Origin of the sequence: Rhodopila sp. (assembly GCF_965276935.1) — a bacterium.
In the GTDB taxonomy this organism is placed as follows: Bacteria; Pseudomonadota; Alphaproteobacteria; order Acetobacterales; family Acetobacteraceae; genus Rhodopila.
In genome coordinates this window covers 15,962-38,794 of the sequence record NZ_CBDIBS010000004.1, presented here as the reverse complement: position 1 = coordinate 38,794, position 22,833 = coordinate 15,962, and the positions used below count along the sequence as shown (strand labels likewise).

Annotated in this window: 23 protein-coding genes and 1 pseudogene; 14 read left to right on the top strand and 10 right to left on the bottom strand. The window is 66.1% G+C overall.

Going from position 1 to position 22,833, the window contains the following annotated elements:
- Positions 1–87 precede the first annotated feature (87 nt).
- From ACQY4S_RS16550 to ACQY4S_RS16525, 6 genes are all read right to left on the bottom strand, one after another.
- Positions 88–2,967: a 2-oxoglutarate dehydrogenase E1 component gene (locus tag ACQY4S_RS16550; RefSeq protein WP_428486337.1), complete on the bottom strand. Its 2,880-nt coding sequence runs from the start codon at positions 2,965–2,967 to the stop codon at positions 88–90.
- Between the two features lie 253 nt (positions 2,968–3,220).
- Positions 3,221–3,790: a DUF2852 domain-containing protein gene (locus tag ACQY4S_RS16545; RefSeq protein ID WP_428486336.1), complete on the bottom strand. Its 570-nt coding sequence runs from the start codon at positions 3,788–3,790 to the stop codon at positions 3,221–3,223.
- 56 nt (positions 3,791–3,846) lie between these two features.
- A complete protein-coding gene (locus ACQY4S_RS16540) occupies positions 3,847–4,029 on the bottom strand; it encodes a hypothetical protein (protein WP_428486335.1) in 183 nt (60 codons plus the stop codon).
- Positions 4,019–4,387, bottom strand: coding sequence for a nucleotidyltransferase family protein (locus ACQY4S_RS16535; protein WP_428486334.1), 369 nt, complete (start codon positions 4,385–4,387; stop codon positions 4,019–4,021). Before ACQY4S_RS16535 ends, ACQY4S_RS16540 begins: the two co-directional genes overlap by 11 nt.
- Complete coding sequence (locus tag ACQY4S_RS16530) at positions 4,387–5,034, bottom strand: TetR/AcrR family transcriptional regulator (RefSeq protein WP_428486333.1); 648 nt, start codon at positions 5,032–5,034, stop codon at positions 4,387–4,389. Before ACQY4S_RS16530 ends, ACQY4S_RS16535 begins: the two co-directional genes overlap by 1 nt.
- Positions 5,035–5,147: 113 nt before the next feature.
- Positions 5,148–6,593 (bottom strand): amidohydrolase family protein, encoded by a 1,446-nt coding sequence (locus ACQY4S_RS16525; RefSeq protein ID WP_428486332.1) that lies wholly within the window; start codon positions 6,591–6,593, stop codon positions 5,148–5,150.
- A 317-nt stretch (positions 6,594–6,910) separates the two neighbouring features.
- Here ACQY4S_RS16525 and ACQY4S_RS16520 point away from each other — a divergent pair, with 317 nt between their 5' ends.
- The 3 genes from ACQY4S_RS16520 to tam are packed head-to-tail and all read left to right on the top strand — an operon-like array spanning position 6,911 to position 9,071.
- Entirely contained in the window at positions 6,911–7,138 is a 228-nt protein-coding gene (locus ACQY4S_RS16520; RefSeq protein ID WP_428486331.1) for a CoA transferase, read from the top strand.
- A gap of 27 nt (positions 7,139–7,165) precedes the next feature.
- Entirely contained in the window at positions 7,166–8,263 is a 1,098-nt protein-coding gene (locus tag ACQY4S_RS16515) for a CaiB/BaiF CoA transferase family protein (protein WP_428486330.1), read from the top strand.
- 37 nt (positions 8,264–8,300) lie between these two features.
- A complete protein-coding gene (gene tam / locus ACQY4S_RS16510) occupies positions 8,301–9,071 on the top strand; it encodes a trans-aconitate 2-methyltransferase (protein WP_428486329.1) in 771 nt (256 codons plus the stop codon).
- 13 nt (positions 9,072–9,084) lie between these two features.
- On the opposite strand, the gene serB is transcribed toward tam, so the two are convergent.
- Complete coding sequence (gene serB / locus ACQY4S_RS16505; RefSeq protein WP_428486328.1) at positions 9,085–9,960, bottom strand: phosphoserine phosphatase SerB; 876 nt, start codon at positions 9,958–9,960, stop codon at positions 9,085–9,087.
- A gap of 226 nt (positions 9,961–10,186) precedes the next feature.
- Here serB and ACQY4S_RS16500 point away from each other — a divergent pair, with 226 nt between their 5' ends.
- The 7 genes from ACQY4S_RS16500 to ACQY4S_RS16470 all read left to right on the top strand — a co-directional run bounded on the left by ACQY4S_RS16500 (position 10,187) and on the right by ACQY4S_RS16470 (position 16,235).
- Complete coding sequence (locus tag ACQY4S_RS16500) at positions 10,187–10,456, top strand: hypothetical protein (protein WP_428486327.1); 270 nt, start codon at positions 10,187–10,189, stop codon at positions 10,454–10,456.
- On the top strand, positions 10,453–10,749 hold the full coding sequence (locus tag ACQY4S_RS16495) for a hypothetical protein (protein ID WP_428486326.1): 297 nt from the start codon (positions 10,453–10,455) through the stop codon (positions 10,747–10,749). The genes ACQY4S_RS16500 and ACQY4S_RS16495 overlap by 4 nt, the downstream gene beginning before the upstream one ends.
- A 39-nt stretch (positions 10,750–10,788) precedes the next feature.
- A complete protein-coding gene (miaA, locus tag ACQY4S_RS16490; protein ID WP_428486325.1) occupies positions 10,789–11,772 on the top strand; it encodes a tRNA (adenosine(37)-N6)-dimethylallyltransferase MiaA in 984 nt (327 codons plus the stop codon).
- A 58-nt stretch (positions 11,773–11,830) separates the two neighbouring features.
- Positions 11,831–13,609 (top strand): acetolactate synthase 3 large subunit, encoded by a 1,779-nt coding sequence (locus ACQY4S_RS16485; RefSeq protein WP_428486324.1) that lies wholly within the window; start codon positions 11,831–11,833, stop codon positions 13,607–13,609.
- An 81-nt stretch (positions 13,610–13,690) separates the two neighbouring features.
- Positions 13,691–14,209 (top strand): acetolactate synthase small subunit, encoded by a 519-nt coding sequence (gene ilvN / locus ACQY4S_RS16480; RefSeq protein WP_428486323.1) that lies wholly within the window; start codon positions 13,691–13,693, stop codon positions 14,207–14,209.
- Positions 14,210–14,232: 23 nt separating this feature from the next.
- Entirely contained in the window at positions 14,233–15,252 is a 1,020-nt protein-coding gene (gene ilvC, locus ACQY4S_RS16475) for a ketol-acid reductoisomerase (protein ID WP_428486322.1), read from the top strand.
- Between the two features lie 107 nt (positions 15,253–15,359).
- On the top strand, positions 15,360–16,235 hold the full coding sequence (locus ACQY4S_RS16470) for a TauD/TfdA dioxygenase family protein (protein ID WP_428486321.1): 876 nt from the start codon (positions 15,360–15,362) through the stop codon (positions 16,233–16,235).
- 36 nt (positions 16,236–16,271) lie between these two features.
- On the opposite strand, the gene ACQY4S_RS16465 is transcribed toward ACQY4S_RS16470, so the two are convergent.
- Positions 16,272–17,051 carry an ABC transporter ATP-binding protein gene (locus tag ACQY4S_RS16465; RefSeq protein ID WP_428486320.1) on the bottom strand — a complete coding sequence of 260 codons (780 nt, stop codon included), beginning with the start codon at positions 17,049–17,051 and terminating at the stop codon, positions 16,272–16,274.
- A gap of 281 nt (positions 17,052–17,332) precedes the next feature.
- Between ACQY4S_RS16465 and ACQY4S_RS16460 the strand changes: the two are divergent.
- A pseudogene (locus ACQY4S_RS16460) lies at positions 17,333–18,202 on the top strand (nitroreductase family protein).
- A gap of 93 nt (positions 18,203–18,295) precedes the next feature.
- Here the strand turns inward: ACQY4S_RS16460 and ACQY4S_RS16455 are convergent.
- A complete protein-coding gene (locus ACQY4S_RS16455) occupies positions 18,296–19,204 on the bottom strand; it encodes a LysR substrate-binding domain-containing protein (protein ID WP_428486319.1) in 909 nt (302 codons plus the stop codon).
- A gap of 94 nt (positions 19,205–19,298) precedes the next feature.
- Between ACQY4S_RS16455 and ACQY4S_RS16450 the strand changes: the two genes are divergently transcribed.
- From ACQY4S_RS16450 to ACQY4S_RS16440, 3 genes are all read left to right on the top strand, one after another.
- Positions 19,299–20,177 carry an aldo/keto reductase family oxidoreductase gene (locus ACQY4S_RS16450; protein WP_428486318.1) on the top strand — a complete coding sequence of 293 codons (879 nt, stop codon included), beginning with the start codon at positions 19,299–19,301 and terminating at the stop codon, positions 20,175–20,177.
- A 344-nt stretch (positions 20,178–20,521) separates the two neighbouring features.
- On the top strand, positions 20,522–20,692 hold the full coding sequence (locus ACQY4S_RS16445; protein WP_428486317.1) for a hypothetical protein: 171 nt from the start codon (positions 20,522–20,524) through the stop codon (positions 20,690–20,692).
- A 62-nt stretch (positions 20,693–20,754) separates the two neighbouring features.
- Positions 20,755–21,159, top strand: coding sequence for a hypothetical protein (locus ACQY4S_RS16440; protein ID WP_428486316.1), 405 nt, complete (start codon positions 20,755–20,757; stop codon positions 21,157–21,159).
- A gap of 213 nt (positions 21,160–21,372) precedes the next feature.
- On the opposite strand, the gene mnmE is transcribed toward ACQY4S_RS16440, so the two are convergent.
- Positions 21,373–22,665, bottom strand: a complete 1,293-nt coding sequence (mnmE, locus tag ACQY4S_RS16435) for a tRNA uridine-5-carboxymethylaminomethyl(34) synthesis GTPase MnmE (protein WP_428486315.1) — start codon at positions 22,663–22,665, stop codon at positions 21,373–21,375.
- Between the last annotated feature and the right edge of the window lie 168 nt (positions 22,666–22,833).

Here is a 22,833-nt window from a genome sequence, read left to right as displayed (position 1 = left end):
TCAACGGCGGCGGATGGGGCGGTTGAGTAACTTGCTCGATCGCATGATTGACGCGCGCGGTTGGCGTTCCGCCAGCGCCACCATGCTCTAGCCGATCCCGAGCACCGTGGCCACCAGCCGCGCCTGCTCCATCATGTGGGTGCGGGCGAGTCCGGTCGCCGGGCTAGCGGCGGCTTCCCGCCCGACATAGGCCGGGCGGCGGACCTTGCTGTCCAGGCGCATCAGCACCTTCTCGATCCGCCGGTCGACGAAGCTCCAGCCGCCCATGTTCTCGGGTTCTTCCTGGCACCAGACGACATCGGCGTTGAGGTAAGGCGCCAGGGTCCGGCCGAGGGTAATCTCCGGGAACGGATAGAGCTGCTCCAGCCGGATGATGGCGACGTCACTGATCTCCTTGGCCCGCCTTTCCTGCAGCAGATCATAGTAGACCTTGCCGGAGCAGAGCACGACGCGGCGCACCTGGTCGGGCGGCGCGATCGGATCGATTTCCGGGATCACGTGCCGGAACCGGCTGCCCTCGGCCATGTCGGCCAGCGAAGACACCGCCAGCTTGTGCCGCAGCAGCGACTTTGGCTCGAACACGATCAGCGGCTTGCGGAAGTTGCGGTGCAACTGGCGGCGCAGGGCGTGGAAGTAGTTCGCCGGGGTGGTCAGGTTGCAGACATACATGTTGCGTTCGGCGCAAAGCTGCAGGTAGCGCTCGATCCGGGCGGAGGAGTGCTCGGGGCCCTGGCCTTCATAGCCGTGCGGCAGCAGCAGCACCAGGCCAGACATGCGCAGCCACTTGGTCTCGCCGCTGGCCAGGAACTGGTCGATGATCACCTGGGCGCCGTTGGCGAAGTCGCCAAACTGGGCTTCCCACAGCACCAGGCTGCGCGGATCGGCCAGTGAATAGCCATATTCGAAGCCCAGCACGCCGGCTTCCGAGAGCAGCGAGTTGTAGATCTCGATCCTCGCCTGGTCCACGGCGATGTTATTCAGCGGGATGTACTCGTTCTGGTTGACCTGGTCGATCAGCACGGCGTGGCGCTGGCTGAAGGTGCCGCGCTGGGTGTCCTCGCCCGACAGGCGGACGCGGCTGCGTTCCAGCAGCAGGCCGCCGAAGGCCAGCGCCTCTCCGGTTGCCCAGTCGATGCCCTGGCCGGTGGCGAACATCTGCGCCTTGGCCTCGAGCTGGCGGGCGATCTTGGGATTGAGGTTGAAGCCGTCCGGCACATGCGCCAAGGCGGCACCGACCTGCTTCAGCGTCGCCTCGGACAGCGCCGTCGGGTTCTCGGTGCGCTCGATCTCGTCCTCTTCGGCGGCATGAAAACCGGCCCAGTGACCCTCCAGCCAGTCGGCCTTGTTCGGCCGGTAGGACTTTGCCGCGGCGTTGGCGTCTTCCAGCGTCTTGGTGAAGTCGGCCCACATCGCCTTTGATTCGATGGTAGGCACGACGGCCTCGGCCGCCAGCTTCTCGGCGTAAAGCGTGCGGGTGGTCCGGGTCCGGTTGATCGCCTGGTACATCAGCGGCTGGGTGAAGGCCGGTTCGTCGGTTTCGTTGTGGCCGTGCCGGCGATAGCAGACGATGTCCAGCACGATGTCGCTGGCGAATGTCATGCGGTACTCGGCGGCCATGCGGGCGCAGAAGATCACCGCTTCCGGGTCGTCGCCGTTGACATGCAGGATCGGCGCCTGGATCGACTTGGCGACATCGGTGCAATACAGACCCGAGTAGGCGTGCGCCGGCACCGTAGTGAAGCCAATCTGGTTGTTGACGACCAGATGGATGGTGCCGCCGGTGCGGTAGCCGATCAACTGGCTCATCGCCAGGGTCTCGTAGACCAGGCCCTGGCCGGCGAAGGCGGCGTCGCCGTGCATCAGGATCGCCATGACCGTGCTGCGCTTCTGCGTATCGCCGCCGGTATCCTGGCGCGCCCGCACCTTGCCGATGACGACCGGATCGACCGCTTCCAGATGCGACGGGTTGGGTTGCAGCGACAGGTGCACGCTGCGACCGGCGATCTCTACATCGGTGGAGGTGCCGAGGTGGTACTTCACGTCGCCGGAGCCCTGCACGTCCTCCGGCTTGAAGCTTTCGCCGCCGAATTCGCTGAACAGGGCGGTCAGCGGCTTCTTGACGATGTTGACCAGGGTGTTCAGCCGGCCGCGGTGCGGCATGCCGATGGCGACCTCGTTCACCCCGCCGGCGGCGGCGACATCGATCATCGCGTGCAGCGCGGGAATGGTGACCTCGCCGCCTTCCAGGCCGAAGCGCTTGGTGGTGACGTAGCGCTTCTGGCAGAACACCTCGAACGCCTCGGCCTCGGTCAGATGCCGCAGCACGGTGCGCTTGTCGTCGGCGCCAAGGTCGGTCAGCCAGGGCGCGCCTTCCATGCGGCGCTGGATCCAAGATTTCTGGCCAGGATCCTGGATGTGCATGAACTCCACGCCGATCGGACCGCAATAGCTCTGGCGGAGGACGTGCATGATCTCCCGCAGCGTGGCGGTGTCGCGGCCGAGGACGTTGTCGATGAAGATCGGCCGGTCCATGTCGGCCTCGGTGAAGCCATACGACAGCGGGTCAAGTTCCGCGTGGTGCGCCGGGATGACCAGGCCGAGGGGATCGAGGCGGGCCTGCAGGTGGCCGCGCACGCGGTAGGAGCGGATCAGCATCAGCGCGCGGAGGGAGGCGATGGTGGCGGCGCGAACCTGCTCGTCGGACCGGCCGGCTGCCGGCTCGACTGGTCGGGTGAAGCCGGTAGCTTGGGCACTGTCGGGGTGGGCGGCGAACGGCGAGCGGGGTGCCCAGGATGCGCCGACGGCATCCGCCAGCACGGCGCGGGCCTCATCGTTCATCGCGCCGAACAGGTCGGCGTAGCTGGCATCGACGGAAGCTGGATCGGTTGCCCAGCGGGCATAGAGGTCGCTGAGGAAAGCCGCATTGGCGCCGTTGAAGGCTGACGCCAGGATATCGATACCGGCCATTGTCATGATCCCCTTCGCTGTCCGTTCCGCGCCTCTTAGACAAGCCGAGCCGGGGCGGAAAGCCGAAACGGCGACTGGTCACGTGTAGAACATGCCCGGACGTGTCTTCGCAGCGCCATACCTGGGTCGCGGACGGTCAAAAGCAAGCAACGCGCCAAACTCCGGTCGGGAGCATGGCGCGTTGTGCTGCCGGCGGGCGGCGGGGAAGCCGGTTGATCCCTGCATTCCCCGCCGTGCAAATCATCCGGCCGTGTCAGGTGGAGGGCTGCTCCTCGCCTGGGGGCATCGGCGGACGGCCGCGGCGTTCAGCCATGAACTGGTCGAACTCGGCCTTGTCCTTGGCGAAGCGCAGACGTTCGAGGAACGAACCGAATTCCTTCTGCTCTTCCTCCATGCGACGGAGGGTTTCCGCCTTGTACTCGTCGAAGGCGTGGTTGCCGCTGGACGGGCCGGCGCGGTTGGCGCCGGTGCCGCAGGCCCAGGATTTCCAGGCGGCCCACGGCGGCGCGTCCTGCCCACCCTGCGCCTGATAGGTTCCCCGGCGGCGACCTCCGAAGCATCCCATGCGACGACTCCCCAATGTATAGATCAGCATGGCCAGCCCGACCGGCCACCAGAACATGAAACCCAGGATGGTGAAGGCGATGGCGGCCGGACGGCTGATGCCGACCGGAGTCCAGAACGGCGGGCCCCAGGGGGAACCAGAGGGCGGACCCTGGTACTGGCTGTTGCGCCAGGACGGGTTCGGGTCGCCCCATGGCCGGTTGGGGGCATTGCCCCAGGCCGGGTTGGCGTAGGCATCTTGGTTGGCAGCGCTCACCATTGAGGGCCTCATGTGAATGTAAGACACATTTACATTGGGGAAGAGGAAGTCGCGCGTCAAGCGGTCGGGTCGGGATTATGTAGGGGCAGGTCGGCGATGTCGGTTTCGACGGCGGCCGCGTAGAAGGTTCGCTTGTCGGCCCGAAACGTCGCCTCTGGCAGATCGCCGACGATTGACCGGGCGAGCGCGATGTTGTCGCGAATGTCAAACAGAGCCAGACGCGTCCGATCAGAAAGCATAAACCGCATCGTGTTCGGCGGTCGGCCGAACCATCGCCTTGAGGCGACCGCGGTTCGCGACGTCCACGCGGTTCGGGAAACGGTCACCAAGATATTGCGTAATAGCGATGTACTCGAACAAACCGATTGGTGTGTCCGGCATCAGGTCAATCAAGATGTCGATGTCGCTTGCGGGAGTCGCCTGATCGCGTGCGACCGACCCGAACAATCCGGCGTGCAGGACGCCGCGGCGACGCAGTTCCGGTGCATGAGCCTGCAATATCGCCAGCGCCTGTTCTCGGATCATCATGCCTATATACATCAGTTTCCTTACGCTTCCAGATGTTCGCCGCCAGGAGCCTGTTTTAGCGGACGACATTACTCCCCCCCCGCCAGGCCGAGGCTTTGCAGATACAGCAGCACGCCGGCTTCCAGCAGGTCCTCCGGCGGCATCGGCAGCTTGCGGCGGGAGGGGCCGTCGCGGACGAACAGCGACGCGGTACCGTGCGCCATCGCCCACAGGTGCAGCGCCATCATCAGCGATGGCGGGCGGCGGCCTTTCGGCAGGGTGGCACTGACCTGATCGGCGGCCTCCCGCAGCACGGCGAAGGCGCGGTCGCTGGCGGCCTGCAACCCGGGATGGTTCTCCATCGGCAAGTGCGAGTCGAACATCGCGGCGTAATAGGCGGTCTGGTCGCGGGCGAAGGCCAGATAGGCGCGTCCCAGGTCCTCGAACGCCCGCACCGGGGCGGGCCGGCCGGCATCCCAGGCCTGCGCCAGTTTCGCGGCAAAGCGGTCGAAGCCGCGCACGGCGACTTCGGCCAGCATGGCCTCGGCGTCACGAAAATGGCGGTAGGGGGCGGCGGGGCTGACGCCGGCGAGGCGCGCGGCCTCGGCCACGGTGAAGCCGGCCGGGCCCTTGCTGCCGATCAGCGCCAGCGCCGCCTCGATCAGCGCTTCACGCAGGTTGCCGTGGTGGTAGCCGCGGCGTCCCGGAGCGCCATCAGTGGGGTCGGACCAGCTCATGTAACGGGGTTTTACATAAATTCCGTGCGGCGGGTAGGGATGCCGGTTCAACCGTCGCCCTTTCAGGGCGCGTTTACCCATCGCCTATTCGGGGCGCGCCGGTTCAAGCGTCGCTAGTTCAAGCCGGGCAGCATCGGCAGGCTTGCGGGCGTCAGGTCGTCGGCGCCGCGCCGCGCCCAGTCGTGGTTCGGCACCTCGGCGATCATGCGGGCCTGTGCGTCGGTCAACGCCTCCAGCGCCGCGGCGTGGTCCATTGTCAGCACCTTGCCGTGCTCCACCACCATCCGGCCGTCGATGAATACCGTCTCGATCGCTCGATCCGCGGCGGTGTAGACCAACGAGCGCAGCGGATCGCGCGCCGGCATCATCCACGGGTTCTTCAGGTCCACCAGAACCAGGTCCGCCTTGGCGCCCGGTTCCAGCCGACCGATGTCGGTGCGGCCGAGCGCCTGGGCGCCGCCGGCGGTGGCGGCATGGAAGACGTCGGAAAGGCTGGTTGTCGTAATATCCTCGGCGGCGATACGGGCCAGGGTGGCGGCGAGGCGCATCTCCTCGATCAGGTTGTGCGGGGCGACGTCGGTGCCCATGCCAATGTTGACGCCTTGCCGCCTGTAGCGCCCGAAGTCTTCCAGTGTCTGCCCGTAGCGGGCGAAGGGCGATGGGCAGTGGGCGATCGAGGTGCCTGTCCCGGCCAGGATGTCGAGGTCCCGGCGGGTGTGCCAGTGCAGCCAGGAATGCTCATCGATGAAGATGGCGTGGCCGAGGACGGTGTTGCGGCCGAGGATGCCGATGTCGTTCGCCCACTGCACCGGGGTGATGCCGTGGCGGTGGGTCATCTCGTTGAACTCGTTGACGCTCTGCGCGCAGTGGGTGGTGAACGGCAGGTTCCGGCTGAGCGCGGCGTCGTGGCTGTCGCGCAGCAGGTCGGCGGTGCAGGTGTCGATCTGAGCGGGGGAGAGGATGCCGGACAGTCGGTCGCTGGGATGGGCCTGTGCCGCGTCGATCAATTTCAACGCGGCGTCGAGGCCGCGGCGGCCGGCTGGTTCGTCCCAGGCATACTTCAGTTGCCAGTTGTTCTCCAGGTGCCAGGTGGCGGAGGCGTAGCTGGGGGCGAGGAACACCCGCAGGCCGGAACGGGCGGCGAGGTCGATCCAGCCCTGGTCGATGCCGGACAGGTCGGCGATCGAGGTGATGCCGGTTAGAAGCATCTCGCAATAGGCGGTGGTCTTGCCGGCGTAGCGGCCTGCCGCGTCGGGGCGGAAGGCGAAGCCGCGCTCATACAGGCCGGACATGAACATGGTGGGCAGGCCATGTTCCTCGCGAATGCCGCGGAAGAAAGGCTCGGTGCTGGGGTGGGCGTGGATGTCCACCAGACCGGGCATGACCATGCGGTTCCTGCCGTCGATCTCCGTGTCGCAGGGGCCAGTATAGAGGCGGCCGATGAAGCTGATGCGGTCGGCTTCGAAAACAAGGTCGGCGTCGCGCAGGTAGGCATGGCGGGCGGCGGCGGGGTCCCAGGCGATGATCCAGGCGGCGTTGCGGATGCAGGTTATGGGCATGGGAACTCCGGCGGGTGGCGCTGCTGGCAGCAGTATGGGAGGCCGGCGGCATACAGACCAGAGCATGACGGCCGGGCCTGGCGCAAAGCCTGCGGCGTCATGAACACCCAAGTGAATCTTTAAGCATTTTACTGTCGGTCCAGTTACTGTGGGTCTGGACGCCCAAAACCACACGGCCTGCCGCTCGCGCGGAACGTTACATAGTAACCCTCTTGCACCGAGCTCTTGACCGCGATCAACCGGATAAGTTCCCTGTTCCGAGAACACTGCGATCAGACTCCGCCTGCCGATCCCAGCCTGTCCAAAAGGAACCCCCCATGCCGCTGACCGGACTCCGGGTCCTCGACCTGACGCGCGTGTTGTCCGGCCCGTTTTGCACCGCCCTGCTCGGCGACATGGGTGCCGACATCGACCCGGAGGGCGATCCGGTCCGCCGCCAGGGCGCGATCAAGAACGGCCTGTCCTGGTACTTCGCCCAATTCAACCGCAACAAGCGCTCGATCCGCCTCGACCTGCGCACCGCGCGGGACGTCCTGCCCGCCTGATCGAGCGGTCGGATGTCCTGGTGGAGAATGGCCCGGCGTATCATCAAGGTCGAAGCGCCGGAGGGCGATCCGGTCCGCCGCCAGGGCGCGATCAAGAACGGCCTGTCCTGGTACTTCGCCCAATTCAACCGCAACAAGCGCTCGATCCGCCTCGACCTGCGCAAGCCGGAGGCGCGGGACGTCCTGGCCCGCCTGATCGAGCGGTCGGATGTCCTGGTGGAGAATTTTCGGCCCGGCGTACTGGCGCGCATGGGGTTCACCGAAGCGCGCCTGAAGGAACTACGGCCGCCCCTGGTCATCTGCTCGATCAACGGCTTCGGCAGCACCGGACCCTACCGCGACCGCCCCGCCTTCGACTTCATCGCCCAGGCCATGAGCGGCTTCATGAGCGTCAATGGCGGCCCCGACGACCCGCCGCTGCGCTCCGGCCTGCCGATCAGCGACCTGATCGCCGGGCTGTACGCGGCGCTGAGCATCACCGCCTCCGTGCTGCATGCGCGCCAGACTGGGCAGGGACAGCGCACCGAGGTCAGTCTGACCAACGGCATGGTGAGCCTGCTGGCCTATATCGCCACCAACTACTTCGCCACCGGCGCCGCCCCGGCGCGCAGCGGCAATGACCATCCGATCGCCGCACCCTACGGGCTGTTCCCGACCCGGGACGGACAGATCGCGCTGGCTCCGGCGGACGATGCATTCTTTCGCCGGCTGGCCGATGCCCTGAACGAGCCCGGCCTGAAGACCGATCCGCTATACGCGACGCAGGACGCGCGGGTCGCCAATCGGGCGCGCATCAATGCCATCGTCGGCGGCAGGCTGGCCGCCAACACCAGCGCCTTCTGGGTGGAGACCCTGAACGCCGCCGGCGTCCCCTGTGGGCCGGTGCACAGCGTCGCCGATGTCTTCCAGGACCCGCAGATCATCGCACAGCACATGGTCCTCGACGTCCCGCACCCCGTCCACGGCCTGATCCAGATGCTCGGCTTTCCGATGAAGTTCTCCGCCACGCCCTGTCAGGTGCGCAGTGCGGCCCCCGCGCTGGGCGAACACAGCGAGGCGATCCTGGCGGAGCTGGAATTTTCTCCGGCGGAACGGAACGCGCTGCGTCTCGGCGGCGTGATCTGACCGTGGTAGACCGGCTCAAACCGAAAAGGTCCCGCGCATGAGTTGGTCCGCCAAACAATACGTCAACTTCGAAACGGAACGCACCCGCCCGGTGCGTGACCTGCTGGCCGCGGTGCCGGCCACTGATGCCCGCCACGCGATCGACCTGGGCTGCGGCCCAGGCAACTCGACCGAGGTTCTGGCGGCGCGTTTCCCTGCCGCTCAGGTAACCGGTCTTGACAGCTCCCCCGATATGGTCGCGGCGGCACGCCAGCGGCTGCCGGCGCTGCGCTTCGCGTTGGGCGGACTGGAAGCCTGGGATCCGCCTGAGCGTTACGATGTGATCCTGGCGAATGCCGTCCTGCAATGGCTGCCGAATCACGAGGCCCTGATGCCGCGCCTGATCGCCAGGCTTGCCCCGGGCGGCAGCCTGGCCGTGCAGATGCCGGACAACCTGGAGGAACCGGCGCACCGGTTGATGCGCCAGGTCGCGGCAAGTGGGCCCTGGGCGGCGAAGCTCGCGGGCGCCGCCGGCGCACGCGCCAGCCGGCACGACGCCTCCTGGTACTACCGCCTGCTGCGTCCGCATGCGGCGCGCGTCGACGTGTGGCTGACCACCTATCACCATGTGCTGACCGGCGGGACGGACGCGGTGGTGGAGTGGTTCAAGGGCAGCGGGCTGCGGCCCTTCCTGGCGCCGCTGGATCCAGCCGAGGCGTCGGCGTTCCTGGCGGACTATCGCGACGGCCTGGCCGACGCCTATCCGACGTTGCCGGATGGTTCGGTGCTGCTGCCATTTCCTCGGCTGTTCATCGTCGCGACCGGCTGATCGTCCGCACCGGCTATTCCGTCACGAACGCCGAGGCCGGATAACCCTGCGCGAACAGCAACGCCCTCAGGCCGGCGTGGTCCACCTTGGCCCGCGCCGCCCGCGCCACGATCGGCTTGGCGTGGAAAGCCACGCCCAGTCCGGCGGCGAGCAGCATATCCAGGTCGTTGGCGCCATCACCAACCGCCAACGTGGCGGACAGCTTGACCCCGCGTTGTGCCGCCAGTTCGTGCAACGCCGCCAGCTTGCTGTCGCGGTCCAGGATCGGCTCCGCCACGCCCCCGGTCAGCGCCGCGCCATCGTCCAGCAGCGTGTTGGCACGGTGCGACTGAAATCCCAGCTCCGCCGCCACTTTGCCGGTGAAATACGAGAACCCGCCGGACACCAAGGCCGTCAGCGCCCCCCGCGCCCGCATTGTCGCCACCAGCTCCCGCGCCCCCGGGGTCAGCCGCACGCGCTTCCAGGTGCGTTCCAGCGCGTCGAGCGGCAGGCCCTTCAGCATTGCCACGCGTTCCCGCAGCGCCGCCTTGAATTCCAGTTCGCCGTTCATCGCCCGCGCGGTGATCGCAGCGACCCACGCACCGATGCCGGCGAGCCCCGCCAGTTCGTCCAGCGTCTCGCCCTGTATCATCGTGCTGTCCATGTCGGCGACCAGCAACGCCTTGCGCCGGCCGCGCGGCTTTACCGTGATGGCGTCGATCGGCTGACCATGCAGCACCTCGGTCAGAACGGCCGGGTCGGGCGGCGCGGCAAGCGGGATATCGGCGGCTTCCCCTGGTGACAGGATCATCGGCGGGGCGCCGTGCACCGCGTTGCGGATCTGGTTGATCAGGGCGGGTGTCAGGCTGGTCGCCTCGCGCTGGGCGATCACGGTGAGGATGTAGGTCATGCCGAGGCCAGACCCTGGCAGCGGGTTCTCCGCCGTGCAAGCGGACTTTCGGCTGGTGCGAGTGGATCATGAGGCAAATTGCCTCATAATAACCTTGCAAATCTTTTGCCTAGGCATTAGTTAACACCTGCGATCAAATCTAGTGCCGGCGTTAATCGTTCCTTCAGCCTCTTGTTCTACGCGCGTCTCTTTCGCTGGAGCAAGGCAGATGTGGGACAGGTCCTGGATGCGGTCGCGGACATCGGAACCACGGTTCCAGCCGCGCATCGGCATGGACTTCGAACTGCATGAAGTCCATGTCATCGACGCCCGGACGCGCGGCTTCCTGTCGCGGGTCATCGCGGTGGGCGCGGGTGGGGCTGTCTCGGTCACCGGAGCCTATGGCTTGGCAACCGGCAGCTACGCCGCTGTCGAAATCGTTTGGGCAGTGGCCGGCCCGATGCTCGGCGCGTTGGTGACGCACTATTTTGGCTCAGCGGGAAAGGATAGGCGATGACGACCCTGCAATTTTCGACCGGAGCATTGTCTTCCGACCCAGACGCCAAGACCAACGATCCGGCGGATGCCAGGCTGAAGGTGCCGAAGAACCGCGTTCAGTTTGACCTGCCGCCGCGCTCCATGGAGCGGTTGAACATCCTGAAGCTGAAGACCGAAGCGGCGTCCTATGCGGAAGTGGTGAAGAACGCCCTGCGGCTGTACGAAGCGCTGATCGAGGAAACCGAAGCAGGCAAGCAGTTCTACGTGCGCAGCGAAACCGGAACCTTGGCGCCGTACCGCCTGTTCTTTTAACCTGTCATCCACGCCTTGGCGGCCTGATCTTTTGCGGCGATGCCAATCACACCGACGGCGGTGATGACCACCACACCACCCGCGCTGCTGATCGCCGGGCCAACCGCCAGCGGCAAGTCCGCGCTGGCGCTGGCGATCGCCGAACGCATCGGCGGGACGATCATCAACACCGACTCGATGCAGGTGTACAGGGAACTGCGGATTCTCACCGCCCGCCCCACCGTGGCCGAGGAAGACCGCATCCCGCATCGACTGTATGGTGTTCGCGCCGCGGCGGAAGCCGGCAGCGTGGCCTGGTGGCGCTACGAAGCGCTGGCGGCGATGCGACAATCCCACGCCGCCGGCCGCCGCCCGATCCTGACCGGCGGCAGCGGCCTGTATTTCGCCGCCCTGACCGGCGGCCTGGCCGATGTACCGGATCCCGGTCCGGACGCCCGGACCGAAGCCCGCCGCCTGCTCCAGGCGCAAGGTTCCGCTGCCCTGCATGCCAGCCTGACAAGGGTCGATCCGGCCACCGCCGCCCGGCTGAAACCCGAGGACAGCCAGCGCGTTGCCCGTGCGTGGGAGGTTTGGCGCGGCACCGGAACCGGTCTCGCCGCCTGGCAGACACGGCGTGCGACGCCGGCGCCCTGGCGGTTCTCCGCTATCCTGCTCGATCCGCCGCGAGACGCCTTGCGTGGCGCCATCGCAGGCCGTTTCGATGTCATGCTGCGGCAGGGCGCGTTGGCGGAGGTGCGCTCGCTGCTGGCCCTGGATCTTGATCCCGCCCTGCCGGCGATGCGCGCCCACGGCGTGCCGGAGCTTTCAGCGCATCTGCGCGGCGTGCTGTCGCTGGATGAGGCCCGCCACCGCACGGAACAGGTCACCGGCCAGTACACCAAGCGCCAGGCGACGTGGTTCCGCCATCACACGCTCGCAGAGCAGACCCGCATGCACATCATCCGTGCGCGATTCATGGATTTGACGCAATTTTCGGAAAGAGAACGCCAGGATTTGTTCATGTTTATTGAAGATGGCGGTTGACCCACCGCTTCAAGCGGCCTATCCGTCACGCTCACTTTCAGCAACAGGAGCCGGTCAGATGTCGGCGGACATTTCCCAGTCGGGAGCAGAAATCCTTCTACGCGCGCTCAAGGATCAGGGCGTGGAGGTCATTTTCGGCTATCCCGGCGGGGCCGTCTTGCCGATCTACGATGCGCTGTTCCAGCAGAACGCCATTCGCCACGTTCTGGTGCGGCATGAACAGGCGGCGGTGCATGCGGCCGAGGGCTACGCCCGCTCCACCGGCCGGGTGGGCGTCGTGCTGGTGACCTCCGGGCCAGGTGCCACGAACGCGGTGACCGGCCTGGTCGATGCGCTGATGGACAGCATCCCGGTGGTCTGCATGACCGGACAGGTGGCGACCCATCTGATCGGCAACGACGCCTTCCAGGAAGCCGACACCACGGGCATCACCCGTCCCGCGACCAAGCATAACTACCTGGTCAAGCGCGGCGAGGATCTGGCGCGGGTGGTGCATGAAGCCTTCTACGTCGCCCGCAGCGGCCGGCCGGGCCCGGTGGTGGTGGACCTGCCGAAGGACATCATGATTAACCCGGCGCCCTATGCGGAGCCGGCGGCCCAGCATCCCAGCTACCGGCCGCGCACCGAGCCTGATCCGGATCAGATCGCCAAGGCCGTGGCCCTGCTGAAGCAGGCGAAGCGGCCGATGATCTACACCGGCGGCGGCGTCATCAACGCTGGGCCGGAGGCTGCCGCGGCCCTGACGCGGCTGGCGCGCCTGGCCGGCTTCCCGGTCACCAACACGCTGATGGGCCTGGGCGCCTATCCCGCCAGCGACCCTCAGTTCCTTGGCATGCTGGGCATGCATGGAACCTATCAGGCGAACATGGCGATGCATGGCTGCGACGTGTTGCTGGCGGTGGGGGCGCGGTTCGATGACCGGGTAACTGGGCGCCTGAACGCCTTCAGCCCGGACTCGCGAAAGATCCACATCGACATCGATGGCTCGTCCATCAACAAGAACGTCCCGGTCGAGGTGCCGATCATGGCGGATGCCGGCCGAGCGCTGACCGCGCTGCTGGATGCGTGGGATGCCGATCCCACGGTGCCGGACACCGCGGCGATCACCAGTTGGTGGCGGCAGATCGACATCTGGCGTGCCAAGGACTGTCTGAAATTCAGCCAGGACATGCAGCGCGGCGGCATCATCAAGCCGCAGTATGCCATCCAGCGCCTGATGGAGATCACCCGTCAGCGCGGCCGGGAGACCTTCATCACGACCGAGGTCGGCCAGCACCAGATGTGGGCCGCGCAGCATTTCCACTTCGAAAAACCAAACCGCTGGATGACCTCCGGCGGACTTGGCACCATGGGCTATGGCTTGCCGGCGGCGATGGGGGTGCAGATCGCCCACCCCGACGCGCTGGTGGTGGATATCGCCGGCGAGGCTTCGATCCTGATGAACATCCAGGAGATGGGGACGCTGGCGCAGTATCGTCTGCCGGTAAAGGTGTTCATTCTGAACAACCAGTACATGGGCATGGTGCGGCAGTGGCAGGAACTGCTGCACGGCAGTCGTTACTCGGAAACCTACTCCGCGGCGCTGCCCGACTTCGTCAAGCTGGCGGACGCGTTCCATGCCACCGGGATGCGGGCGCGGACGGTCGATGAACTGGATGCGGTAATCCACGCCATGCTGGATTGCCCAACCGCGGTGATCGCCGACATCGCCGTCGATCAGGCGGAGAACTGCTACCCGATGATCCCCAGCGGGGCCGCGCACAACGAGATGCTGCTGGGGCCGGAGCATGAAGCTTCCAGCGTCGGCGTCACCGATGCGGGTCTGGCACTGGTCTGATCCGGCGGTTTCACCTTGCGTGCCGTGTCGAGGCGGGCCATCACCCGCGCGCGGCCCCGTTCTTCTGTTCTGGTTGATGAGATGCCCAGCCCTGGTGACACGACACAGCGCAGCGCGACGATCTCGGTGCTGGTGGACAACGAATCGGGTGTGCTCGCGCGGGTCATCGGCCTGTTCTCTGGTCGCGGCTACAACATTGACAGCCTGACGGTGGCGCCGGTCGATGCCGCCGGCGCGCGCAGCCGGATCAACATCGTTACCTCCGGTACCAGTATGGTGATCGAGCAGATCAAGGCGCAGCTCGATCGCCTCGTGCCGGTGCACCGGGTCGCCGACCTGACGATGGACGGCCCGCATGTTGCCCGCGAAATGGCATTGGTGAAAGTCATCGGCCTGGGCGAGCAGCGGGTGGAGGCGATGCGCATCGCCGACACGTTCCGCGCCCACGTCGTCGACACCACGCTCGGCAGCTTTGTCTTCGAGTTGACGGGCGCGGTCGAGAAGATCGACGCCTTCATCGAGCTGATGCGCGATCTTGGCCTGGCCGAGGTGTCCCGCAGCGGCATCGCCGCGCTCGCCCGCGGCTCCAGGGTCATCTGAACAAGGCAGAGGAAAGAACAATCATGCGCGTCTACTATGATCGCGATGCCGACGTGAACCTGATCAAGGGCAAGAACGTCGCCATCATCGGCTACGGCAGCCAGGGCCACGCCCATGCCCTCAACCTGAAGGACAGCGGCGTTAAGAACCTCGCCGTCGGGCTGCGATCGAGCTCCGCCGGCGTGGCGAAGGCTGAAAGCGCCGGCCTGAAGGTGATGGACCCGACCGAGTGCGCCAAGTGGGCCGACGTGATCATGGTGCTGACACCCGACGAGGGCCAGGGCGATTTGTACCGCGAGAAGCTTGGCCCGAACATGAAGTCCGGCGCCGCACTGGCCTTCGCGCATGGGCTGAACGTTCACTTCAACCTGCTGGACCCGCGGCCGGACATTGACGTGTTCATGATCGCCCCGAAGGGACCCGGCCACACCGTGCGCAGCGAATATCAGCGCGGCGGCGGCGTGCCATGCCTGGTGGCGGTGGCGCAGAATCCGTCCGGCAACGCACTGGAAGTGGCGCTGTCATACGCTTCCGCGATCGGCGGCGGCCGCGCCGGCATCATTGAAACGACGTTCAAGGAGGAATGCGAGACCGATCTGTTTGGTGAACAGGTGGTGCTGTGCGGCGGCCTGGTGGAACTGATCAAGGGCGGCTATGAAACGCTGGTGGAGGCCGGTTACGCTCCCGAAATGGCCTACTTCGAATGCCTGCACGAAGTCAAGCTGATCGTCGACCTGATCTATGAGGGCGGCATCGCCAACATGAACTACTCGATCAGCAACACGGCGGAATATGGCGAATATGTCTCCGGCCCGCGGATCATCAACGCCGAGACCAAGGCGGAGATGAAGCGGGTGCTGGCCGACATCCAGAGCGGCCGTTTCGCCCGCGACTGGATGCTGGAGAACAAGGTGAACCAGTCCAGCTTCAAGGCCACGCGCCGCCGGCTGTCGGAACACCCGATCGAGCAGGTCGGCGAAAAGCTGCGCGCGATGATGCCGTGGATCAGCAAGAATGCGCTGGTCGACAAGACGAGGAACTGATCGAGGGAAAGCACGCTGCTTCGGCGTGATGATTGGGCTTGGGCGTTGCCTCTTTCCACCGGTCGACTTTGGAGTCATCATCCCGGCAGGGAAGGAGGGCCTTGCTCATGAACGCGCCACGCAACACCCAGTATCGTCATCTGGACGTCCAGAAGATCGCCGGTTCGCTCGGCGCCGAGGTTCGCGGTGTCGATCTGTCGCAGGATGTGTCCGATACGGTGCTGGCCGAGATCCGCGCCGCCCTGCTGGATAATCTCGTCATCGCCATCCGCGACCAGGACATCACGCCGGACCAGCAACTCGCCTTCGCCCGCCGCTGGGGAGAGATCCATCTGCATCCCTTCGTCGAAGGCATGCCGGATTATCCGGAGATCCTGGCGATCATCAAGCGGCCCACCGACAAGAAGAATTTCGGCGGCAGTTGGCACACCGACCAGATGTTCTCGCCAAGCCCGGCCATGGGCACGATGCTGTATGCGAAGGAAGTCCCCTCGGCCGGCGGCGACACGATGTTCACCAACCAGTACCTAGCCTATGAAAGCCTGTCGGACGGGATGAAGCACCTTGCTGGCCAGCTTCATACTGTCTGCGTCGGCGACAACTTCAAGGCCACCGGCCGGCTTCCCCGTGCCCAGCGCTACGCGGGACAAATGAGTGAGATGAAGGTCAAGGACCCCGGTGACGTGCAGACCACCAGCATTCATCCGCTTGTCCGCACCCATCCGGAAACCGGCCGCAAAGCGATCTACGTCGGCGGCCACGTGCAGCAGTTCGACGGCATGACCGAGGAGGAGAGCCAGCCGCTGATCGACTTCTTCATGAAGCATTCGATCCGGCCGGAGTTTACCTGCCGGCTGCGCTGGCAGACCGGCACGCTGACGTTCTGGGACAACCGCTGCACGCAGCACTTCGCGGTGAACGATTACCCGGCGGAGACGCGGATCATGCACCGTATCACGATCCGCGGAGATCAGCCTTTCTGATAAGGAATATCTTCAGAAGATCACACCCGTATTCCGTTACGCCGCGGTGCCCAGATACGCACGGATGACGTCCGGGTTCTGCCTGACCTCCTCCGGCTTTCCGTCGGCGATCTTGCGGCCGAAATTCACCACCACGACCTTGTCGGAGACCGACATGACCAGGCTCATGTGGTGCTCGACCAGCAGTACCGTGACCTTCTGAACATCGCGGACCCGGCGGATCTGACCTTCCAGGATATGAACCTCGTTATGGTTTAGGCCGGCGGCAGGCTCGTCCAGCAGCAGCAGCTTCGGTTCGGCCGCAAGCGCCCGGGCCAACTCGACACGCTTGCGGATCGGGAACGGCAGCCCGCCGGCGACTTGGTGGGTGAACGCTTGCAAATTCATGAACCCGATCAGGTCCAGCGCCTTGTCACGCGCGGCGGCGTCTTCCCGTCCCACCGCCGGCAGGCGCAGCGCGTTCGTGACGAAGCCGGAGCTGGTGCGGCTGTGGCGTCCGACCATGACGTTTTCCAGCACAGTCAGCCGGTCGAACAAGGCGACGTTCTGGAAGGTGCGGCCGATGCCGATCAGCGGAATGCGATGCCGGGGCACTGTCAGGACCGAGCGGTCCTCGAACAGGATTTCGCCCTCGTTCGGCTGGTACAGCCGGCTCAGGCAGTTGAACAGGGTCGTCTTGCCGGCGCCGTTGGGCCCGATCAGTCCGGCGATCTGACCAGGCGCGACTTCGAAGCTGACCTTGTCCAGCGCGACGACGCCGCCAAACCGCAAGGTAACGCCGCGTACCGACAGCAGCGAGGCCGATTGCTCCGACATTGGGTTCACGCATCCTCCTGCGCCGACGAAGACGAGCCGCGATGTCGGCCCTTGATTTCCGTCTCGACCCGAGAATGCGCACGCCACGCGCGCCGCGCAAGCACCGTCAGAATGCCGCCGATTCGGATGCGGCGGACGACGGACGCTAACCGGCAAAGGTCTTGAACCCACCACCGGTGCTCCATCGCACCACCCGGAGACCGGTATCAACACGTGTGGCTTCGCCCGGAGTCGTAAGCCCGACCCGGGTAAGCTAGGTTCATCCTGCCAGGCAAAGGAAAATGTCAATGGACGAGATCGTGCCGCTGCCGCTGCACGCGGACGAGCTGCTAGAGGTGATCCGTCGCCGCCGCAGTGTCCGTCGCTTCGAGAAGGGGCGCGGCGTGCCGCGGGAAACCCTGTTGCAGGTCGCCGAATGCGGGCGCTGGGCGCCCACCGGAGCCAACGCCCAATGCTTCGATATGTTGATCATCGACAACCCAGAAGTACGCCAACAGGTGCTGGAGGTTTTCCTGCGCCAGTCGCAGCGCCTGGTCGACCATGCGAAGGGCTTTCCAGCGGTCAAGAAGACCTATCTGGCCAACACCGTGGCGATCTTCATCGTCCTCGGCGACCCAAGGTGGAAGCGCTGCTTCCCGCAGGCATCCACGGCGGCATGGCAGGCGGAATAAGCCGAGAACAACGAGCGTATCTATCTCGCCTCGATCGGCGCCGCCATCCAGAATATCCAGCTCGGCGTCACCGCGGTGGGACTGACCTCCGCCTGGCTGTCGGGCGGCGGCGAGCAGACGACAAACCGCGAGCTGCAGCGTCTCCTTGGCTATCCCGAGGATTTCGAGGCGATCGGTACTATTCCGGTCGGCTATCCTGAAAGGCAGGTCTCGGAGCGCTATCGCCGTCCGCTCGAACAGGTCGTGCACTGGAACGGCTATCACGCCGAGCAGCACCGGTCGGACGCAATGCTGGATTTCTACGTTCAGAAGCTTCGGCCGTTCGCGATGTATCGGGGACAAGAGAATTTGCTGGAGTGGGACGATGCGGACAGCAGGCTTGGACAATGGCGGGACGCATTCACCGGCGCTCGGACGCAGGCGTCTGGCGCACCAGAAACGCCCGATCCCGGACCGGTCTCGCTAAGGAAGTCACGGTAAAGGTGCTTAAACAGCGCCGTCGAAACACCCAAAGCTGCATTGCCCGGCGGCAGGCGGCAGGCGGCAGGCGGGCGGGGCGCATGACGGCGGACGTCAAGGTTGATCAGCCGACGCCTTGATGAAGTCGACGAACGCCCGCAGAGGCGCAGGCATCAGCCGCCGTCCAGGATAGTAGAGGAACGGTCCCGAGAAGCGCAGCCACCATGGTTCAAGGACCGGTTCGAGAGCGCCGCTATCAAGATGCGGGCGCAGCCAATCCTCGAACAGATAAATGATGCCGGTCCCGGCGATCGCTGCGTCGACAGCCAGATCGGTCGCCGCGCCAACTCGTACAAGCAGCGGCCCCGCAGGATCCACCCGCACCACCGCACCGTCGCGCTCGAACTCCCACTGCGTTATCATTCCGCTTGGAAAGCGGCCGCGCAAACAGGCATGGTCCAGCAATTCGCGTGGGTGTTCTGGCCGACCATGATGTTCAAGATAGGCCGAGGAAGCGGCGGCGGCGAAGCGTTGGACACGCGGTCCGATCGGCACCGCGATCATGTCCTGTTCCAGCCGTTCGTCGTAGCGGATACCGGCGTCACATGCGGCCGCGAGCACATCAACGAAGGTGTCGTCAGCGATCACCTCCATCCGGATTTCGGGATAAGCAGCGAGGAACCGCGGCACGATGCTGGGCAGCACCAGCCGCGCCGCGCTGATCGGGACATTAAGCCGTAACGTGCCCGCCGGCCGGTCGCGAAAGCCGTTCACCACGTCGAGGGCTGCCTCCACTTCGGTCAATACCGGGCCGAGCCTCTCGAGCAGGCGCTGGCCCGCCTCAGTCGGGGCAACGCTTCGCGTCGTCCGGTTGAGCAGCCTGACGCCGAGCTGCGCCTCCAGGCGACGTATCGCATCGCTAAACCCGGACGCGCTGCTGCCGCTCGCGCGGGCACCATCGCGAAAGCCCCTGGCACGCGCCACCGCCACGAAGGCGTTCAGATCACCCAGATCGACCTTCATTGTTCGCCGCTCCGCACAGCCTGTGCGGATCTTTTCCCGTTATCGCAGGCGCAGGCAACGCTTAACTGTGGCTTTGCCTTGAAGGAGATCGTTCATGTCCATCATCGACCAATCCGGCACCTTCACCCTGGGCGACCGCACGGTAAAGCGGCTCGGCTACGGCGCCATGCAACTCGCGGGGCCCGGCGTGTTCGGTCCGCCCAAGGATCATGACGCGGCCTTGGCGGTGCTGCGCGCAGCGGTCGCCAGCGGCGTGAACCACATCGACACCAGCGACTTCTACGGCCCGCACGTCACCAACCGGCTGATCCGCGAGGCGCTGGCGCCCTATCCCGGCGATCTCGTCATCGTCACCAAGATCGGTGCCCGGCGCGGCGAGGATAAATCATGGAACCCGGCGTTCTCGCCGGAAGAGCTGACCCAGGCGGTGCACGACAATCTGCGCAACCTGGGCCTGGATGTGCTCGACGTGGTCAACCTGCGCTGCATGTTCGACCGGCATGGCCTCGCCGAGGGTTCGATCGAGGCGCCGCTGAGTGTCCTGGCCGAGCTTCAGCGGCAGGGCCTGGTGCGTCACATCGGGCTGAGCAACGTTACCCCGACGCAGGTCGCGCAAGGACGCCGGATCTGCGAGATCGTCTGCGTGCAAAACCAGTACAATCTGGCGCACCGGAATGACGATGCCCTGATTGACGACCTTGCCCGCGACGGCATCGCCTATGTGCCGTTCTTTCCGCTTGGTGGCTTCAGCCCGCTGCAGTCGTCTACCCTGTCCGATGTCGCCGCGCGCCTCGGCGCCACGCCTATGCAGATCGCACTCGCCTGGCTGCTTCGTCGCGCGCCGAACATCCTGCTGATCCCCGGCACCTCGTCTGTCGCGCACTTGCAGCAGAATCTCGCCGCGACCGAGTGCGCGCTGCCGGACGATGCGGTCAAGCAGCTTGACTCTGTTGCGAGCGTCGGCTCCGCCTGACGATGTGCGCAAGTCCCGGCTGCGCAGGTCCTGGGCAATCCGTTTGCTGCGCGACGTGCTCGCTCGTGCCATAGCGGGCCAGTCCTCCTGCTCGTCCCGCATTTGACGGCGGACGGTCCGTGATCGAGGGCAAGGCTGACAGCCCGGTGGCGCTCGGTGCTGTCGGCTTTCCACCCAAAGCGGCGCCATGCGGATCGTCATGCGCCGTCGCGGGCGCCGTCGCGGGCGCAGTGCGGGAAGGACCGGCCGCCGATAGCACCGCAAATCTCATTTTGTTCTTGTATCGTGATGCAACCCGGGGTAGAAATTCCTAACGAAGTCACTCCAACCCAGGGCGCCCCATCATGTCCTTCCCGACCACCACCACCGCTGTGTTCCTGGACAAGATCCTCGCCTTCCTCGCGCCGCTCTTCCTGGGGACGGTGGCGGACCTCGCCGCCGCTCGTGCAACCGCTGGGGCGCTGCTTGTCAGCTACGGCGCTGAGACCAATCGCGAACTTCGCCTCGCCGCCTGACTATCGCGTTCAGCTTTGGCGCGCTGGATGCGCTCAGTCGAGCGGCGAGTGCGGATCTGACATTGAACCAGGTGATGCGGCTGAGGGGCAACGCCAACGCGCTGAACCGCGCGGCACTACAGAACGAGAACAGGCTGGACAAGCTGCAACGGCAGGCGCCTGTCGCGGCGGAAGCCGTGCCGGAGCCGCTGCGGGACCTGCCGGACGATGAGCTTCCCGCCAGCCTCGGGACCGCCGACCTGATGAGCTTCGCCCGTGCCGCCGCGCAGCCAGCAATTGCCGCGTTTGCCGCCGCGCCGGAACCCGTGCCGCAAGCTGCCCCCGTGTCCCGCCAGCAGCGCCGCCTGCTGGAGCGGCAGGCGGAAAAAACCCGCCGGCGTCAACAGGAGCAGGCGCGCCTGGCACAACGCGCGGCGCAGCGCATAGCGCGTCGCAATGCTCCGGCCATGCGGACCGCCCAGGTTTGACCGTGATCCGCGAAAGCCGCCCGCAATCCTTCGATGACGCCGGATTGAACCCCACCAGCCACGGTCTCTTTCAGGCTGCCTGTCATCAAGGGTGGTTCTCTGCCGCCACAGGCCGGCGTGGAGAATGACCTACCGGCAGGTTCCCGGTGCCGCCAGCCCAGGACATGGCAATCAAGCCCCGGCAGCACGACGGCCTGAACGTCGATCTGGTTACTACTTTCCAATGCAAAATCTGGAAAATATCGTATCCAGCAGATCCTCCACCCCGACATGGCCGGTGATGCGGCCCAGCGCGCGCATCGCCAGCCGCAGGTCCTCGCCTCGCAGTTCCGGCAGATCAGCCTTTTCCGCCGCCTCCAGATGTGCCGCCGCCGCCAGCAAGGCGGACCGGTGGCGGGCCCGGGTCAGCGGCGGCGGTCCGCTTGACTCAGTCATGGTCCGAGCGGCCTCGCTCAGGCGCACGCGCAGCTGGTCCATCCCAAGGCCGGTCTTCGCGCTGATGCGCAGCGCGCCGCTGGGTCCCGCCAGTCCCAGATCGGCCTTGTTGGCAATCAGCAGGTGATGCGGTGGCATGACTTCGAGTGGCGACGAGCCGGCTTCGATGACCGTGAGCACCAAGTCCGCATCCTGTGCGCGGACGCGGGCGCGCCTGACCCCCTCGGCCTCGACCGCATCAGTGGTCTCGCGCAGCCCGGCGGTGTCGACCAGCGTCACCGGCACGCCGCCCAGGACCACCCGTGTTTCCAGCGTGTCCCGTGTGGTGCCGGGGATCTCGGAGACGATCGCCACGTCGCGTTCCGCCAGCGCGTTGATCAGCGTGGACTTGCCCACGTTGGGCGCGCCGGCAATGGCGAAGAACAGGCCTTCCCGCAACCTTTCGCCACGGCCGGCGTCGTCCAGATGGGCGCCGATCTCGGCTCGGACGCCGCGCAGCGTCGCCAGAAGCTGCGCCTCCACCTCCGGCGGCAGGTCCTCGTCCGGGAAGTCGATCAGCGCCTCCTGGTAGGCGAGGATGCCGCGCAACCGATCCGACCAATCATGATACAGCGCGCCGAGGGCGCCTTCCATCTGCCGCAAGGCCTGGCGGCGCTGCGCCTCGGTCTCCGCCGCGATCAGGTCGTGCACCGCCTCGGCTTCCACCAGGTCCATCCGGTTGTTGAGGAAGGCGCGCCGGGTGAACTCGCCGGGTTCGGCCGGCCGCAGCCCGGCTTGCGCCAGCGCCTCCGCCACTCCGTCAATGACCGCTCGGCCGCCATGCAGGTGCAATTCGGCACAGTCCTCGCCGGTGTAGGAGGCCGGACCGGGGAACCACAGGACCAAGGCATGGTCCAGCACCGCGCCGGCCTGGTTGCGCAAGCGCCGGAGGGTGGCGTGCCTGGGCACCGGCAGCGTCCCCCCGCACAAGGCGTCGACGGAGGGACCGGCGGATGGCCCGCTCAGGCGCATGACGGCAATGGCGGCACGGGCGGACCCGGAAGCAAGGGCGAAGATGGTGTCATCGGACATGCATCCATCATAGGCTTATCCGGGGGCATCTGAAGCGGGCAAGGCTCATCCCCCGGCGGCGGTTGAATGCCGCAACCTCTCCCGGGGCAGTGCGACCGCGGCGTCGACGGGCCGCCAGCGGCGAACCTGCATGGCGCTTCCAGCGGAACGGGTCTTGGCCAGACCCAT